The organism is Sodalis sp. RH20, assembly GCF_047324205.1.
Taxonomy (GTDB): domain Bacteria; phylum Pseudomonadota; class Gammaproteobacteria; order Enterobacterales; family Enterobacteriaceae; genus Acerihabitans.
Genome location: NZ_CP178733.1, coordinates 383,141 through 399,879, shown reverse-complemented (window position 1 = coordinate 399,879; position 16,739 = coordinate 383,141). Strand labels below are relative to the sequence as shown.

16 protein-coding genes are annotated in these 16,739 nt (G+C 61.0%); 5 read left to right on the top strand and 11 right to left on the bottom strand.

Going from position 1 to position 16,739, the window contains the following annotated elements:
* The 5 genes from ACL2XM_RS01890 to dapA form a co-directional block, all read right to left on the bottom strand.
* Entirely contained in the window at positions 1–453 is a 453-nt protein-coding gene (locus ACL2XM_RS01890) for a DUF441 domain-containing protein (RefSeq protein ID WP_331117787.1), read from the bottom strand.
* Positions 454–475: 22 nt separating this feature from the next.
* Positions 476–1,333: a neutral zinc metallopeptidase gene (locus ACL2XM_RS01885; protein WP_410014091.1), complete on the bottom strand. Its 858-nt coding sequence runs from the start codon at positions 1,331–1,333 to the stop codon at positions 476–478.
* Positions 1,334–1,492: 159 nt separating this feature from the next.
* Positions 1,493–2,206: a phosphoribosylaminoimidazolesuccinocarboxamide synthase gene (gene purC / locus ACL2XM_RS01880; RefSeq protein ID WP_410014090.1), complete on the bottom strand. Its 714-nt coding sequence runs from the start codon at positions 2,204–2,206 to the stop codon at positions 1,493–1,495.
* Between the two features lie 245 nt (positions 2,207–2,451).
* Positions 2,452–3,501, bottom strand: coding sequence for an outer membrane protein assembly factor BamC (gene bamC, locus ACL2XM_RS01875; RefSeq protein ID WP_413727896.1), 1,050 nt, complete (start codon positions 3,499–3,501; stop codon positions 2,452–2,454).
* Between the two features lie 18 nt (positions 3,502–3,519).
* Positions 3,520–4,410, bottom strand: coding sequence for a 4-hydroxy-tetrahydrodipicolinate synthase (dapA, locus tag ACL2XM_RS01870; protein ID WP_410014088.1), 891 nt, complete (start codon positions 4,408–4,410; stop codon positions 3,520–3,522).
* A gap of 128 nt (positions 4,411–4,538) precedes the next feature.
* Between dapA and ACL2XM_RS01865 the strand changes: the two genes are divergently transcribed.
* The 3 genes from ACL2XM_RS01865 (at position 4,539) to ACL2XM_RS01855 (ending at position 7,174) form a co-directional block, all read left to right on the top strand.
* Positions 4,539–5,129, top strand: coding sequence for a glycine cleavage system transcriptional repressor (locus tag ACL2XM_RS01865; protein WP_413723395.1), 591 nt, complete (start codon positions 4,539–4,541; stop codon positions 5,127–5,129).
* Positions 5,129–5,596 (top strand): thioredoxin-dependent thiol peroxidase, encoded by a 468-nt coding sequence (gene bcp / locus ACL2XM_RS01860; protein ID WP_410014086.1) that lies wholly within the window; start codon positions 5,129–5,131, stop codon positions 5,594–5,596. The genes ACL2XM_RS01865 and bcp overlap by 1 nt, the downstream gene beginning before the upstream one ends.
* A gap of 105 nt (positions 5,597–5,701) precedes the next feature.
* On the top strand, positions 5,702–7,174 hold the full coding sequence (locus ACL2XM_RS01855) for a M48 family metalloprotease (protein ID WP_413732202.1): 1,473 nt from the start codon (positions 5,702–5,704) through the stop codon (positions 7,172–7,174).
* Between the two features lie 54 nt (positions 7,175–7,228).
* Here ACL2XM_RS01855 and hda read toward each other — a convergent pair whose 3' ends face one another.
* The 3 genes from hda to upp all read right to left on the bottom strand — a co-directional run bounded on the left by hda (position 7,229) and on the right by upp (position 10,032).
* The gene (gene hda / locus ACL2XM_RS01850; RefSeq protein WP_410016754.1) at positions 7,229–7,942 is read right to left on the bottom strand and encodes a DnaA inactivator Hda; all 714 of its coding nucleotides are present in this window, start codon (positions 7,940–7,942) and stop codon (positions 7,229–7,231) included.
* A gap of 107 nt (positions 7,943–8,049) precedes the next feature.
* Positions 8,050–9,348, bottom strand: a complete 1,299-nt coding sequence (gene uraA, locus ACL2XM_RS01845) for a uracil permease (RefSeq protein WP_410014084.1) — start codon at positions 9,346–9,348, stop codon at positions 8,050–8,052.
* Positions 9,349–9,405: 57 nt separating this feature from the next.
* A complete protein-coding gene (gene upp / locus ACL2XM_RS01840) occupies positions 9,406–10,032 on the bottom strand; it encodes a uracil phosphoribosyltransferase (protein ID WP_162368174.1) in 627 nt (208 codons plus the stop codon).
* 235 nt (positions 10,033–10,267) lie between these two features.
* On the opposite strand from upp, the gene purM reads away from it, so the two are divergent.
* Both purM and purN read left to right on the top strand, forming a co-directional pair.
* A complete protein-coding gene (purM, locus tag ACL2XM_RS01835; RefSeq protein ID WP_413732201.1) occupies positions 10,268–11,305 on the top strand; it encodes a phosphoribosylformylglycinamidine cyclo-ligase in 1,038 nt (345 codons plus the stop codon).
* Positions 11,305–11,943, top strand: coding sequence for a phosphoribosylglycinamide formyltransferase (gene purN / locus ACL2XM_RS01830; protein ID WP_413732200.1), 639 nt, complete (start codon positions 11,305–11,307; stop codon positions 11,941–11,943). Before purM ends, purN begins: the two co-directional genes overlap by 1 nt.
* A gap of 104 nt (positions 11,944–12,047) precedes the next feature.
* Here purN and pstB read toward each other — a convergent pair whose 3' ends face one another.
* The 3 genes from pstB to ACL2XM_RS01815 are packed head-to-tail and all read right to left on the bottom strand — an operon-like array spanning position 12,048 to position 16,721.
* Positions 12,048–12,863, bottom strand: coding sequence for a phosphate ABC transporter ATP-binding protein PstB (gene pstB / locus ACL2XM_RS01825; protein ID WP_410014081.1), 816 nt, complete (start codon positions 12,861–12,863; stop codon positions 12,048–12,050).
* Positions 12,864–12,876: 13 nt separating this feature from the next.
* Positions 12,877–14,490 (bottom strand): phosphate ABC transporter permease PstA, encoded by a 1,614-nt coding sequence (gene pstA / locus ACL2XM_RS01820; RefSeq protein WP_413727892.1) that lies wholly within the window; start codon positions 14,488–14,490, stop codon positions 12,877–12,879.
* Positions 14,487–16,721, bottom strand: a complete 2,235-nt coding sequence (locus tag ACL2XM_RS01815; protein WP_413732198.1) for a phosphate ABC transporter permease — start codon at positions 16,719–16,721, stop codon at positions 14,487–14,489. Before ACL2XM_RS01815 ends, pstA begins: the two co-directional genes overlap by 4 nt.
* Positions 16,722–16,739: the final 18 nt, after the last annotated feature.

Sequence of the window (16,739 nt, the reverse complement as noted above, 5' to 3'; positions counted from 1 at the left end):
TCAGGTTTTGCCAATCAACAGCGACAGTATGCCTGCGGCAATCAGCGGCCCGACCGGCACGCCGCGAAACAGCGCCACGCCCATCACCGTTCCCACCAGCAACCCGGCCACCACCGAAGGCTGGTGGGCCATGAGGGACACGCCCCGTCCCCCCAGCCAGGACACCGCCACGCCGATAAGGATTGCCAGCAGTGATTTCCAATGCAGAAAGGAGTGCATGACGCTGCCGGCGGAAATGGTGCCGCTGGCGATGGGCGCCATGACGCCAATGGTCAGGATAATGATGCCCAGCGTCAGCCCCTGTTTTTCCACCCAGGGGAAAAAATGGCTCAGCGGGGTAATGCGGATAATCAGTAATACCAGGATCGCCACCGTAACGGTGTTGTTGTGGCTGATAATGCCCAGCGCCGCCAGCGCCAGCAAAATCAGCAGCGTAGGATCCAGAAATGTCATGGTGTAGTCCCTGCTGAGTCCTTTAGCGACCGGCAAAGGTATCGCATTGATTCATATCGCCGGTGTCAAAACCGCGTTTAAACCAGGTATAACGCTGCTGCGACGTGCCGTGGGTAAAGCTGTCCGGCACCACCCTGCCCTGTCCGCGCTGCTGCAGGCGGTCGTCGCCGATCGCCGTGGCCGCGTTCAGCGCCTCCTGCAGATCGCCGGTCTCGAGGATCTGCTGTTTTTGCATGGCGTTGCCCCACACGCCGGCATAACAATCCGCCTGCAGCTCCATTTTTACCGAAAGCTGGTTGATCTGTTGCTGCGTGGCGCCCTGCTGCATTTGCCTGACCTTTTGCTCGGTGCCCAGCAGATGCTGGACATGATGCCCCACTTCATGGGCAATCACATATCCTTGGGCAAAATCGCCGCCGGCCCCGAGTTTATTTTTCATTTCATCATAAAACGACAGATCGATATAGACCGTGCTGTCGGCGGGACAATAAAAGGGCCCCATCACCGACTGGCCGGTGCCGCAACCGGTTTGCGTGGCGCCGCGGTACATGACGAGCTTAGGCGGCGCATAGGTGTTGCCGGTGCGCTGGAAAATCTCTTTCCAGGTATCTTCGGTGGTGGCCAGCATCACCGAGGTAAATTTGGCCGCCTCGTCGTCATTGGGACTGGCGCGCTGCGGTGACGACTGCTGCACGGACTGGCCGCCGCCGGTAAGCAAAGGCGTCAAATCGATGCCGTAATAACCGGCCACCACCACCACGATCAGCACCACCACGCCCGTCTTGCCGCGCAGCGGGATCCGCATGCCGCCACCGCCGCCGGAAGATGAATTACGCCTGTCTTCAACATTATCGCTTTCGCGACGTCCTTGCCAACGCATACGCTTACCTACGGCTGTTTAGTTATACCGTGGAGGATAGCACAAAATGCCGCTTTGGACGGCGCCGTCCGCCGGCGCGCGCGGGAAAAACGGCATGACGCGGCATGCCTGTCGCCTCGATCGGCAGGCCGCGGCGACGGCAGGGAAACGATTGCGTCGTTAGTCCAGCGTTACGCCGATACGGTGGGCGACTTCCTCGTAGGCTTCGATAACCCCGCCCAGGCTCTGGCGAAAACGGTCTTTATCCATCTTATTGAGGGTGGCTTTGTCCCACAGGCGGCTGCCGTCCGGCGAAAATTCATCCCCCAGCACCACCTCGCCATTAAACAGGCCGAACTCAAGTTTGAAATCCACCAGGATCAGGCCGGCATCGTCAAATATTTTACTCAGCACGTCATTGGCCCGGTAGGTCAGTTCTTTCATGCGCGCCAGATGCGGTGCGCTGGCCCAGCCGAAGGTCTCGCAGTAGGACTCGTTGATCATCGGGTCGTGTTTGGCGTCGTTCTTCAAAAACATATCGAACAACGGCGGATTGAGCACCAGCCCTTCCTCTATCCCCAAGCGTTTCACCAGGGAGCCCGCCGCACGGTTGCGCACGACGCACTCGACCGGCACCATGGCGAGTTTTTTCACCAGCACTTCGGTATCCGAAAGCAGACGCACGATTTGCGTGGGGATCCCGGCTTCGGCGAGTTTGGTCATGATAAAATAGTTGAATTTATTGTTAACCATGCCTTTGCGCTCGAACTGCTCAATGCGCTGACCGTCTAACGCTGACGTATCGTTGCGGAATTCCAGAATCAGCAAATCCGGATCGGCGGTGGTATAGACCGTTTTCGCCTTTCCGCGATACAACTCAGCTAACTTTTGCATCTTTTTTACTCCAGTGGCAGATAACGCAGACTAAAAATAAAAAAGGGCGTAGGCCCTCTGTTTGCTAACAAACCGCTGCCCGCGGGTAGAAGTTCATCAAGCCGCCGTCAATACGTCCATGCCGGCTCGGGCGCGCCATCCCTGGCGCGCCACCTTTATTTACCTTTATACACCTTGCCCATCCTGGCGGTACAAACGCCTACGAAGGCTGGTCAGCAAATACAACGGGGCGTTAGCCCCTGATATTACCTACTCGATGTCTTACTGAACGCCGCCTGGAACACCGCCACCAGCGCGTCGTTTTGCGCCTGGGCGAGGGTATGGCCCTTCGGATCGGTAAACTGCAAGGTGCTGCGGTTGCCGAGATCGCCGACCTGCAGCTTGTAGTCGCCGTTAAGAAGATCCGGATCCTTGACGCCCAGGTCGTCCCAGGTGCCGCTGCCCGGCGCATCATAGGTCACGGAAATAGTGCCCAGCGGACGGCTGGTATCCTTGACCTTCATCCCGATTTTTTCAAGCGCCGCCGGCAGGTGTTGCCATACCACGGCATAAGGGGAACGCACCACCAGCAACGGCAGGCCGGAATCGTCGGCGCCGCTGATAACGCTCAGATCCGCCGTCTGGCCCGAGGCGATTTTACTTGCCTGGTCGCTGTCGAGCTGTTCAATCCCCTGCGCCACGCTGTTCAGCATGGCGACGGTATAGCGCTGTACGATAGCCGGGGCGCTGACCGGATTGCCCTGCTGCTCAAGCCCTAAGGATTTAACCATCAGCGAGGTTTGGTAGCCCTCGGTGCGCAGGCTGACCTGGTAACGGCCGCGGTATTGCACGTCCTCGTCGGCCCGCGTCCACTGCACCCAATCGGTATTGAGCGTCTGGCTGCCGTCCTGGCGGGAGGCGATGGTGTAACCTTTGCTTTGCACCACAGCGACCACCTTGGACCAGAGGTCGCGGGTTTGCGCGCTGTTTTCAAGCTGGATGACCGCGGTATCGCCCGTATATTGCGAGCGGGAACCATCAAGCAAAGCCAAAGGCTGCGCCGGAGGACGAATATCCAGTCCCTTGCCCACGTTCCCGCGGGCGTTCGCGACGGGCACTTCGTAATCCCCGGTCTGCACCGGCAGGATCATCCCTGATGGACTGTTGAGCGGGCGCAGCGCCGGCGCTTTCAGGTATTCTTCGTTGCCGTTGACCTGCCGTTTGTAACGTTGATCGCTGGAACAGGCCGCAAGCAGCATGAACAACGACGCGCCCACCACTTTTGCCACCATCGACTTTTGCAATAAATAAGCCATCAATTCTCCCTAACAGAGTTATAGCAAACCGGCATCCGTTAAAGCTTGCTCAACAACACGGCTATCATTCTCGGTCAGCGGCGTCATCGGCAAACGTAACGTATCGGTTGCCATTAATCCCAATGCTTTACAGGCCCATTTAACGGGAATTGGGTTGGATTCAATAAATAATTTCTGATGTAGCGGCATCAGGCGTTGGTTCAGGCGGCGCGCTTCGGCAAAATTGCCCTGCAGCGCCAGAGCGCAAAGCTCCGCCATTTCCCGCGCGGCGATATTGGCCGTGACGGAAATCACGCCTTTGCCGCCCAGTTGCATGAAGTCCAGACCCGTGGAATCGTCGCCGCTCAACAGGATAAAGTCCTCATCAACCAGCTCTTGGATCTGGCTGACGCGGTTTAAGTTCCCCGTCGCTTCCTTAACAGCCACGATATTCTTGATTTTCGATAAACGCCCGATGGTCGGCGGCAGCATATCGCACCCGGTACGCGCCGGCACATTATACAGGATTTGCGGCAGATCGGTGTGTTCGGCAATCGCCTTGAAGTGCTGGAACAACCCTTCCTGGGTCGGTTTATTGTAATAAGGCGTCACCGTCAGGCATCCGACTACGCCGCTATCGTTAAAGCGCTGCGTCAGGCTGACCGCCTCGGCGGTGGAATTGGCGCCGGTGCCGGCGATAACCGGAATGCGCCCGTCGCTTAACTCCAGGGTGCGCATCACCACTTCGCCGTGTTCGTCATGGCTCAGCGTCGCCGATTCCCCTGTCGTCCCGACGGAGACGATAGCCGACGTCCCGCTGGCCACATGATAATCGATTAATTTTTTTAGACTTACCCAATCGACGGCACCCTTGTCATCCATTGGTGTAACCAGCGCAACTATGCTGCCAATAAAGCTTCCCGTAAACATTGACCATCCCCTCCACAAACAGGTTATTCATGGTACTTTTGTCACCTATCCAAAAGCAAGCAAACATCGGCCATGTAAGCCCTTGGCAGCAGGTTTTTTTTAGGGTTACCATGTAAATCACATCAGCCATGACAGGAAGCACCATTTTGCCACAGTCACAACAACACTATCTGGTCATTACTGCGCTTGGCACCGACCGTCCCGGTATCGTCAATACCATTACCCGTCACGTCAGCAGCTGTGGATGCAATATTGAAGATAGCCGTCTTGCCATGCTGGGTGAAGAGTTTACGCTTATCATGCTGTTGTCGGGCAGTTGGAATGCGATTACCCTGATCGAATCCACCCTGCCGCTCAAGGGCGCCGAGCTGGACCTGCTGATTGTCATGAAACGCACCAACGCCGGCGAGCAGCAGGCGACGCCGAATACCGTCTGGGTCAAGGTCGATGTGCAGGACTCGCCGCATTTAATCGAGCGTTTTACCGATCTGTTCGACAGCCAGCACATGAATATCGCGGAGCTGGCCTCCAAGACCCAGCCGGCGCGGGGCGACGCGCCGCCGCGCCTGAATATCCAGATTACCGCGCACGGTCCCTCCGGCTGGCCGGTGGAACAGATCGAAGATAGGTTTCATCAGCTCTGTACAGAACTGAATGCGCAAGGCAGTATTAGCATTGTGAATCATCCACAGAATCAAGAGAAAGATGGAGTATGTTAATGATGCCACTGAAAGCCGGAGATACCGCACCGAAATTTAGTTTGCCCGATCAGGACGGCGAACAGGTCAGTCTGACCGACTTCCAGGGACAAAAAGTGTTGGTCTACTTTTATCCCAAAGCCATGACGCCCGGTTGTACCGTCCAGGCATGCGGACTGCGCGACAATATGGACCAGCTGAAAAAAGCGGGTGTGGAAGTGCTGGGCATCAGCACCGACAAACCGGAGAAACTCTCGCGCTTCGCCGAAAAAGAGCTGCTGAATTTCACCTTATTGTCCGATGCGGATCATCAGGTGGCCGAGGAATTCGGCGTCTGGGGCGAAAAATCGTTTATGGGCAAAACCTACGACGGCATCCATCGCATCAGTTTCCTGGTGGGACTGGACGGCAGGATTGAAAAAGTCTTCGACGACTTCAAGACCAGCAACCACCATGACATCGTGCTGGCTTATCTGCAGGAGGCGTAGCCCCGCCGGGTCCGCTGTGCCCGTACACCGGGCGCGCCAGCGGTGAGAACACTTTCCGGCCCTGGCTGTCCAAGTGATATCACCCAGGTTAAGGTTGGATAGTTTATGTACACATGGATGAAAAAAAGTTTTGTCGCCGGCCTGTTGACCGCCATGGTCGCGGGCGGGCAGCCCGTGCTGGCCGACGAATTGCAGGACCAGCTGCCGGATATGGGCACCACCGCCGGCAGCACGCTCAGCATCGACCAGGAAATGCAGATGGGGGATTTTTATGTCCGCCAGATGCGGGGCGGCGCGCCGCTGATTAACGATCCCCTCCTCAACGCCTACATCAATCATCTGGGCGGCGTGCTGGTGGCGCATGCCAATTCGGTGCGTACGCCGTTCCATTTTTTCCTGATCCACAGCGATGAGCTGAACGCCTTCGCCTTTTTCGGCGGCAATGTGGTGATGCATTCCGCCCTGTTCTACTATACCGCCAATGAAAGCGAGCTGGCCTCGGTGCTGGCCCATGAACTTTCCCATGTCACCCAGCGCCATCTGGCGCGGGCGATGGAAGACCAGAAGCGCAACGCTCCCCTGACCTGGGCCGGCGCCCTGGGGTCGATATTACTGACCATGGCCAATCCGCAAATGGGCATGGCGGCCCTGAGCGGCACCATCGCCGGCACCCAGCAGGGCATGATCAGCTTCACCCAGGCGAACGAACAGGAAGCGGATCGTATCGGCATCCAGGTGCTGCAACGATCCGGGTTTGATCCCCAGGCCATGCCGGACTTTCTGCAAAAGCTTTCCGATCGGGTGCGCTACTCCACCGCGCCGCCTGAAATGCTGCTCACCCATCCCCTGCCGATGAGCCGCCTGTCGGACATCCGTAACCGGGCGAACCAGATGAAGCATCTGGTCATCGATTCGTCGCAGGATTTTTATCTGGCCAAGGCGCGTATCCTCGGCATGTACGGCTCGGGCGGCATCGTGCTGGACGACGATCTGATCGCCGCCTGGAAAAAAGGCAACGCGCGCCAGCAGCTTGCCGCCGAGTACGGCCAGGCCATCCTGTTCTACCAGGCGAAAAAATACGACGACGCCCGCAGGGCGCTGCAACCCCTGCTGGCCAAACAGCCGGCCAATATCTGGTTCGTGGATTTGATGACCGATATCGATCTGGCGCAACAGCAGGCTCCCCGGGCCATTACCCGCCTGGAGGCGCTGGTGAAGGTCCAGGACAACAACGCGAATCCGGTGCTGTTGCTTAACCTGGCGAACGCCTATGTGGAGGGGAAACGTTTTGCCGATGCCAGCCGTTTGCTTAACCGCTACACCTTTAATCATCCCGACGACACCAACGGCTGGGACCTGCTGGCGCAGGCCAACGCCGGCCAGGGACTGCGCGATCAGGAACTGGCGGCGCGCGCCGAAAGCCTGGCGCTGAACGGCGAGCTGGATCAGGCGGTACGGGCGTTAAGCAGCGCCAGCTCGCAGGTTAAGCTCGGCAGCCTGCAGCAGGCGCGCTATGACGCGCGCATCGACCAGCTGCGCCAGATGCAAAAACGCTTTAAACCCTTCCAGAAGTCATAAGCATTGCGCCGGGCCGGGCCGGGCACGGTGCGTTGCTTATCCGGCGCGCGGCCGTTACAGATTAAGGATATCTTTGACGAAGGGAATGGTCAGCTTGCGCTGTGCGCGAATGGAGGCGTGATCGAGCTGATCGAGCGTATGCGACAGCGTGCGCATATCCCGCTCCAGCCGTTTGAGCAAAAAACGGCTGACATCTTCCGGCAGCTCAAAACCACGCAGCCGGGCCCGCAGCTGCAGCGCGGCCCCTTTTTCCTCATCGGAGAGGGCCTGCAGGCGGTAAATCTGCCCCCAGTCCAGGCGCGAGGCCAGATCGGGCAAATTCAGGTTCAGCTGGCGCGGCGGACAGTTGCCGCTGATGATAAGCCGGGTGCGGCCCGTTTCCTGGATGCGGTTGTACAGGTTGAAAATGGCCATTTCCCAGGGTTCGTCGCCGACGATGCATTCGATGTTGTCGATGGTGACCAGCGCCAGTTGCTCCATGCCGTCCATCACCTCCGGCACAAACCAGGTGCGCTTATCCAGCGGCACATACCCCACCGCCTCCCCCCGTTGGGAAAGTTCGGCGCAGGCGGCGTGCATCAGATGGCTGCGGCCTCCCCCCTTGCGCGACCAAAAGTAAAGATAGCTGCCGTGTTCCTGCGCCAGCATGCTGTGCAGCGCCGCCAGCAACGACCTGTTTTCGCCCGGATAAAAGCTGGCGAAAGTTTCATCGTCGGGGAGATAAAGCGGTAAGGAAAGCTGTGCCGGCGTGTTCAGAAAGACCTCTATGCATACGGGCGGGAACCGATCTAGTTTATCATAGAATGGCCACGGCGGCGTATTGCTTCACCGCCAAGCACCGGCCGCGGGTTATCCGTACACCCGTGGGCGCGAGGTTATTTTTCGGCGGATTCGGGGGCCGGGAGTTCGGTCGCCTCGATAATCACTTCTTCGCCGCGCACCAGGGTAATGACCCGGAACAGCAGGCTCAGGCCGATGCCCACCACGGTGGCCAGCGCCATGCCTTTCAGTTCGGCGGCGCCCAGATGGATTTTGGCGCCGCTGACGCCGATGATAAGGATAACCGAGGTCAGGATCAGATTTTGCGGTTTATTATAATCCACCTTCGATTCGATCAGCACCCGGATGCCCGAGGCGGCAATCACCCCGTACAGCAGCAGGGAAACGCCGCCCATTACCGGCACCGGCACCGCCTGGATGGCCGCCGCCAGCTTGCCGACGCAGGAAAGCAGGATGGCGAGGATAGCCGCGCCGCCGATAACCCAGGTACTGTAGACCTTGGTAATGGCCATCACGCCGATATTCTCGCCGTAGGTGGTATTGGGCGTCGATCCAAAAAATCCGGACAGCATGGTGGAAAAACCGTTGGCGAACAGCGAGCGATGCAGGCCGGGATCGCGCAACAGATCTTTTTTGACGATATTGGCCGTCACCACCAGGTGTCCGACGTGTTCGGCTATCACCACCAGCGCCGCCGGCAGGATGGTCAGGATGCCGATCCACTCAAAGCGCGGGGTATAAAAGGTCGGCAGCGCGAACCAATGGGCGGCGGCGACCGGGGATAAATCCACCACGCCCATCGCCCAGGCCAGCGCGTAGCCCACCAGCACCCCGATCAGGATCGGGATAATGGCCAGGAAGCCGCGAAACAGCACCGATCCCAGCACGGTAACACCCAGGGTCACCAGGGAAATAATAATGGTGGAACTCGCCACCGGCGCGCCTTCCGTCGGCAGCAGCCCCGCCATATTAGCCGCGACGCCGGCCAGTTCCAGGCCGATTACCGAGACGATGGCGCCCATGGCGGCCGGCGGAAACACCACGTCAATCCAGCCGATACCGGCGACCTTGACGATCAGCGCCACCACGCAAAACAGCGCGCCGCAGGCGATAAAACCGCCCAGCGCCGCTTCATAGCCCAGCGGCAGCAACAACAGCACCGGCGATATAAAGGCAAAACTGGAACCCAGGTACGCCGGGATCTTGCCCTTGCAGATAAACAGGTACAGCAAGGTGCCGATACCGTTAAACAGCAGGACGGTGGCCGGATTGATTTTAAATAAAATCGGCACCAGCACCGTGGCGCCGAACATGGCGAACAGATGCTGAAAGCTGAGCGGGATGGTTTGCAGTAGCGGCGGGCGTTCATCAACACCGATGGCGCGACGGGTCATGTTGAGTTTCCTTAAAGTGAGAAGCAAAAAAAAGCCGGCCTGCCGGCCGGCTTGATTTTATTTGGTGCCAAAGAGTTTATCGCCCGCATCGCCGAGGCCCGGCATAATGTAGCCGTGCTCGTTAAGCCCCTTGTCGATGGCCGCGGTATACAGCTCGACATCGGGATGGGCTTTTTCCAGCGCCGCGATACCTTCGGGCGCCGCCACCAGGACCAATATCTTGATACTCTTGCAGCCGGCCTTCTTCAGTAAGTCGATGGTGGCGATCATCGAGCCGCCGGTGGCCAGCATCGGGTCGACCACCAGCGCCATGCGCTCGTCGATGCTCGAGGCCAGCTTCTGGAAATAAGGCACCGGCTCCAGGGTGGTTTCATCGCGATACATGCCGACCACGCTGATACGCGCGCTGGGCACGTTCTCCAGCACGCCGTCCATCATGCCCAGGCCCGCGCGCAGGATAGGCACCACGGTAATTTTCTTACCCTTGATTTGTTCAATTTCCACCGGACCGCACCATCCCTCGATGGTGACCTTTTCAGTTTCCAGATCGGCGGTTGCTACGTAGGTCAGTAAACTTCCCACTTCAGAGGCCAATTCACGAAAACGCTTGGTGCTGATATCATTTTCACGCATCAAACCTAATTTATGTTTCACAAGCGGGTGCTTTACCTCAACGATCTTCATCATTATTCTCCCCAAGTAGCATTAATTGCGCAAAAAAATCGCGAGATTATAACCCCTTTTATTTACTGCGCCATACGAAAATAGCTGATCCTGATCAACCGTTAAGCGAAATAAAGGCTGGACAACAAAAGCCGGGAGGGCGTTTGACATCACCACTCGCAAACGATTGCCCACGCTGTTAGAATTGCCTGCGCCAGAATACAAGCCAACATACCATCTCCGTGGGGATCTTGCAGTGACCGATAAAACCTCTCTCAGCTATAAAGACGCAGGCGTGGATATTGATGCCGGCAACGCCTTGGTAGACCGCATCAAAGGTGTGGTGAAACAGACAAAACGTCCGGAAGTCATGGGCGGGCTGGGTGGGTTCGGCGCGCTATGCGCCCTGCCGCAGAAATACCGCGAACCCATCCTGGTATCCGGCACCGACGGCGTCGGCACCAAGCTGCGTCTGGCGATGGATTTAAAACGTCACGATACCATCGGCATCGATCTGGTGGCGATGTGTGTCAACGATCTGGTGGTGCAGGGCGCCGAGCCGCTGTTCTTCCTGGACTATTTCGCCACCGGCAAACTGGATGTGGATACCGCGGCGGCGGTGATTACCGGCATTGCCGAAGGCTGTAAACAGTCCGGCTGCGCCCTGGTCGGCGGCGAAACGGCGGAAATGCCCGGCATGTATCATGGCGAGGATTATGACGTGGCGGGTTTTTGCGTCGGCGTGGTGGAAAAATCGGAAATCATCGACGGCAGCAAGGTACAGGCCGGTGATACTCTGCTGGCCCTGGCCTCAAGCGGCCCGCACTCCAACGGGTATTCCCTGGTGCGTAAGATCCTTGAGTTCAGCCAAACCGACCCGCTCACCACCCAACTGGACGGCAAGCCCCTGGCCGATCACCTGCTTGAGCCGACGCGCATTTATGTTAAGGCGCTGCTGGAGCTTATCGCGCAAACCGAGATCCACGCCATCGCCCACCTCACCGGCGGCGGTTTTTGGGAAAACATCCCCCGGGTATTGCCGGCGGACACGCAGGCGGTCATCGACGAGGGCAGTTGGCAATGGCCGGCGGTATTCGGCTGGCTGCAGCAGGCCGGCAACGTCAGCCGCCATGAAATGTACCGCACCTTTAACTGCGGCGTCGGCATGATTGTCGTGGTGCCTGCGCACAGCGCCGATCGGGCGCTGTCGTTGCTGGCCGGCCTGGGCGAGACCGCCTGGAAGCTGGGCGAGATCCAGACGCTGGCCGGCGGCGAACGGGTCATTATCCGTTAATGAAAAAGCTGGTGGTGCTGATCTCGGGCGAGGGCAGCAATCTGCAGGCGGTGATCGACGCCTGCCGGCAGGAAAGAATGCCGGCACGGGTCGCGGCGGTCTTCAGCAACCGGGCCGACGCGTTAGGACTCAGGCGCGCCGCCCGCGCCGATGTGCCCGCCCGCGCGCTGCTGCCCGGCGACTATCCCGACCGCGCGTCCTTCGACCGCGCCCTATGCGAGGCCATCGACCGCTATCAGCCGGACGCGGTGATCCTGGCCGGTTATATGCGCATCCTGTCGCCGGACTTTGTCGGCCATTACGCGGGACGGATGCTGAATATCCACCCTTCCCTGCTTCCCTTGTATCCGGGCCTGCATACCCATCGCCAGGCGTTGGCCAACGGCGATCGCGAACACGGCACCTCGGTGCATTTCGTGACGGAACAGCTGGACGGCGGCCCGGTCATCCTGCAGGCGAAAGTGCCGGTCTTCCCCGGCGACACCGAGGCCGACCTGATCGCCCGGATTAAAACCCAGGAGCATGACATCTACCCACTGGTGATAAGCTGGCTGCTGGACGGCCGGCTTACGCTGCGGGAAGGCGCCGCCTGGCTGGACGGCGCGCCCCTGCCGCCGGCGGGATACGCGGCGGAATAAACGCCGCCGCGCCGCGCCATAACGCCGGCGGCAGCCACGGCGCCCGGCCGGTAAGGACGTTCACTGGGCGCCGACGCCCTTCGCCGGTAACATCGCCAGGCGAATTAGCGCAGGCGGCCGGTAATATATTCTTCGGTCTTACGCTGCGCGGGCGAGGTGAACAGCCGATCGGTGCCGGCGTATTCCACCAGCCTGCCCTGATGGATAAAGGCGGTATAATCCGATACCCGCGCGGCCTGCTGCATATTGTGGGTCACCAGCACCAGGGTGAAATGCGCTTTCAGCGAAATCATCAGTTCCTCGATGGTCAGCGTGGTGATGGGATCAAGCGCCGAGGTCGGTTCATCCAGCAGCAATACTTCCGGTTCAATGGCTATCGCCCTGGCGATGACCAGCCGCTGCTGCTGGCCGTTGGACAAGCGGAACGCATTCTCCTTCAGCCGATCTTTTACTTCATGCCATAGCGCCGCCGCGCGCAGCGCCTGCTCGGCCGCGTCGTCCAGCACCCGCCGGTCGCGAATGCCCAGCAGGCGCAGGCCGTATACCACGTTATCGTAGATGGATTTCGGAAAGGGATTGGGCCGCTGGAACACCATGCCCACACGCCGCCGGAGCGCCACCACATCCTGCCGCGCGTCGTTGACATCCCGCCCCGCCAGGCGCACCGCGCCTTCGACGCGGCAATCATCGTTCAAATCGTTCATGCGGTTAAAACAGCGCAGCAAGGTCGATTTGCCGCAGCCGGAGGGACCGATCAGCGCTGTAATACGCTGGCGCGGGATGCGCAGGGTGATATCCTCAAGCACCGTGCGTCCGCCGTAGGAGACGCTAAGATGCTCGGTCTCCAGGACAGTCTGCTGCGGGGTAAAGCGCTGGACATCCGGCATCTGCGCAAAGAGATCGGGGGTTAGCAGGGACATAAATCACACTCCATTAAAGCGCCAGCGCGCGGTATTTTTCCCGCAGGCGGTGACGCAGGCCGATGGCCGCCAGGTTCAGCCCCACCACGATCACCACCAGCAACAGCGCCGTGGCGAAGACCAAAGGACCCGCCGCGTCGCTATCGGGACTTTGCAGCGCCATATCGTAAATCTGGAAGCCCAGATGCATAAATTTCCGCTCGGCGTGCAGATAGGGAAACACCCCGTCCAGCGGCAGCAGCGGCGCGGATTTAATGACCCCGACCAGCATCAACGGCGCGGTCTCGCCCGCCGCCCGCGCCACCGCCAGGATAAGCCCGGTGATCATCGCCGGGGCCGCGCCCGGCAGCACGACGCGCCACAGCGTTTCCGCCCGGGTGGCCCCCAGCGCCAGCGACCCATGGCGCAGCGACGGCGGAATGCGCGCCAGGCCTTCCTCGGTGGCGACGATCACCACCGGCAACGTCAGCAGGGCCAGCGTCAGCGCGGCCCACAGCAGCCCGGGGGTGCCGAAGGTCGGATTGGGCAACGCATCGGCATAAAACAGTTGGTCCAGCGTACCGCCAAGCACATAGACAAAAAAGCCCAGGCCGAACACGCCATACACAATAGAGGGCACCCCCGCCAGGTTGCCCACCGCAATACGGATTAGCCGGGTCAGCCAGCCGGACTTGGCATATTCATGCAGATACACCGCCGCCATCACCCCGAGCGGCATCACCATCACCGACATCAGCATCACCAGCAGCAGCGTGCCGACAATGGCCGGGAAAACCCCGGCCTGCGCCGGATAGTCATTGGCGTCGCGGGCGACAAAATGACCGATCTGCGTGGCCCAAAGCCTGACTTTTGCCATAAATCCCATTGCGTTGGGATACCAGGCGCGCTCGATTTCCCGCAGCGGTATCTCGCGGGTGGCGCCCCGGGCGTCACGCAGCAGCACCCGATCGCGGTCCATCTCTTTATCAATATCCGCCGCCTGGCGGGAGAGACTCTGCGCCTGGTGTTCGAGCTCACCCTGGCCGGCGCGGTACAGCGCCTGGTTGAGCGGCGTCCATAGCCCGTCTTTTTCCCATTGCTGCCGCCGGGCGGCTAACCGTTCGGCGCGCTGGCCAAGGTCGGCCTGCATCCTGGCGCGCAGTCCCGCGGCCAGCCGGCGCTGCGTGGCCATTGACGCCAGCCGCTGTTGCAGCGCCCGCGGCATATCGTCGGCGGTCAGGGGTTGCCCGTCCTCGGTCATGCCCTGCAGGAAACCATACTCCCTGCCATAGCCGCTGCGTTCCAGCACCACCAGATCCGGCGGGCGGGAGCGCGCCACCACCCGATCCGCCCGCACCCGATAAAAATCCCGGGCGGCTGAGGCGCCGCCGGTGCGGATAATATAAAATTTATCCCCCTCGCCGCCGGGCGGCGCGGCGCGTTTTTCGGCGTAGATTTCGCCGATCCACGTGTCCGGCTGGCCGGACGCCGTCTCCAATTGCAATTGATACACCGGCTGCGGCCAGAACAGGCGCATGCCCTGCAGGCTGAGCAACGCCACCAGCATCAGCATGGCCAGCAGGCTGACGCTGACCGAACCGGCCGTCAGCCAGACCCATGGGCGGCCGGATTGGAACCAGTGCTTCATCCCGTCTCCCCGTCCTGTTGGCGGTAATGGGCGCGCAGGCGCAGGCGCAGCGCTTCGGCCAGGGTGTTTATCAGGAACGTAAAGATAAACAGCACCAGGGCTGTCAGCAGCAATAACCGATAGTGCCCGCTGTTAAGCGACGCCTCGGGTATCTCGATGGCGATATTGGCCGCCAGCGCGCGCAGCCCCTGGAACAGGTTGCCGTCCACGCGCGCCATGTTGCCGCTGGCCATCAGCACGATCATCGTCTCGCCGGTGGCGCGTCCGAGTCCCAGGATAAACGCCGAAAACAGGCCGGCGCCGGCGGACGGCAGGGTGACCCCCAGCAGCGTTTGCCAGGGGGTTGCGCCCAGCGCCAGCGATCCCTGGATCAACCGCGCCGGCACGTTGAACAGCGCGTCCTCCGCCAGAGAAAACATCACCGGCACCAGGGCGAAACCCATGGCGGTGCCGACCACCAGCGCGTTCAGCGGGTTAAAATCGTCTCCCAGCCAACCCGACAGGGGCTGGCCGAACAACGCCGCATCGATCCAGGGCGAAAGGCGGCACGCCAGCCAAACCACCAGCGCCACCACGGGCAGCAGCAGCAGACAGTCCCAGCCCGCGGAAAACCGGGCGCCGAGGCGGGCGGGCAACCGGCTGACCCCCCAGCCGGTCGCCAGTATCGCCAGCGGCAGCAAGAGCGGCAGCAGCAAAATGCCGCTCAGCACCCGGCTATAGTAGGGCGCCAGCCACAGAGCGGCGATCAGGCCGATAACGACGCTTGGCACCGCCCCCATGATTTCCATGGCCGGCTTGATCCACCGCCGCAGTGCCGGCGCCATAAACCAGGCGGTATACATTGCCGCCGCCAGCGCCAGCGGGGTGGCGAACAGCATGGCGTAACCGGCGGCCTTCAGGGTGCCGGCCAGCAGCGGCACCAGGCTGAATTTGCCGCCGTCCAGGCCGCCGGCGGCGGTGGATTGCCAAACCCAGGCCGGCGCGGGATAGTGGTGATAGGCTATTTTTTGCGTCAGCGTGCGCCAGCTGATATCGGGGAAGGCGGTATCGAGCCGCCAGATGCGCCAGCCGCCGGCATCCAGGGTGACGATGGCCTCATCCGCCCCGCCGCCGGGGCCGGGGCCTGGCTCACCGATTATCGGACTGAATACCGCGCGCAGGGCGGGCGCCAAACGGGTCTGCAGCAGGGGGTCCTCCTGGCGGGCGCTGAACAGGGAGAACGTACCGTCCGGGGCCAGCACGCCGAACACCGCGCGCTGCGCCGACGCCAGGATCTGCGCGCCGGGCGGCAGCGGGGCGGCAAATTCCCGAATGCGCGCCAAATGATGTCCGTTATCGTCGCTGACATCGAACCACAGGGCGAGCCGCTGGCCGGCGGCGCGCACCAGCAGTGAGCCGTCCGCGGGCAGCAGGGTCACCTGCGCCGGGCCCGCTGGCGCCAGCGCCTGCCGCTGGCGCAGCTGGATTTGACCGTCGTCGTTGAGCCGGTAGATGCTCAGCAGGTTTTCGGCCCGCAGATACAGCAGGCGGCCGTCCGGCGACAGCAGCACCTCATCGACGGTGCCGTCGTCCGGGGTCAGTTCGCTACGCGTCAAGCCGTCTGGCCCCAGGCGGGCGACCAGAATCCGGCCGGATGCCAGCTGCGCCGCCATGACCGCCTGCTTTTCCGCCGGCTGCGCCAGCGCCGCATGACGCAGCGGCTGGCCGTCGCCGCTTAACGGCAGCGGGTTTTCCCCAAACGGAAATACCCATGAGGGCGCGGCGGCGCGGCCGTGCGGCTGCGCCAGACGGGCGTTGCCGCGGCGGTCAAGCAGCAGGTACAGCGGCTGGCCGCCGCTGGCCGCCGCCAGTCCGGCAAAATCCGCCATCAGGCCGGCCGCGGACGGCGCCGCGCCGCGCCGCGGCAGCAGATGTCCCTGCCCGCGCCCATCAATAACATAAGCGCTGGACAGGGAGGCGTCGATACCCATGGCCTGAATGGCGGCCACGCCAGCGCCGTCCGGCGGCGCGGCCGCCTGATCCCTTACCGCCTGACTCCAGGGAACGGCGTCAAGCGGCGTGACCGAGGGGGAACGAAACAGCGGCAATACCGCGTACAGCAGATAAAAAAACATGACCAACAGCGTTAACAGCACCAATGCCCCGCCGCCGCTGACGAGGCCGCGCGTCACGCGGTCGCTCCATCGACGGTAGGCGGCGGTTTTCGTATTGGATAGCCGTTTTATTGTCATATTCCTCTGTTATATAGA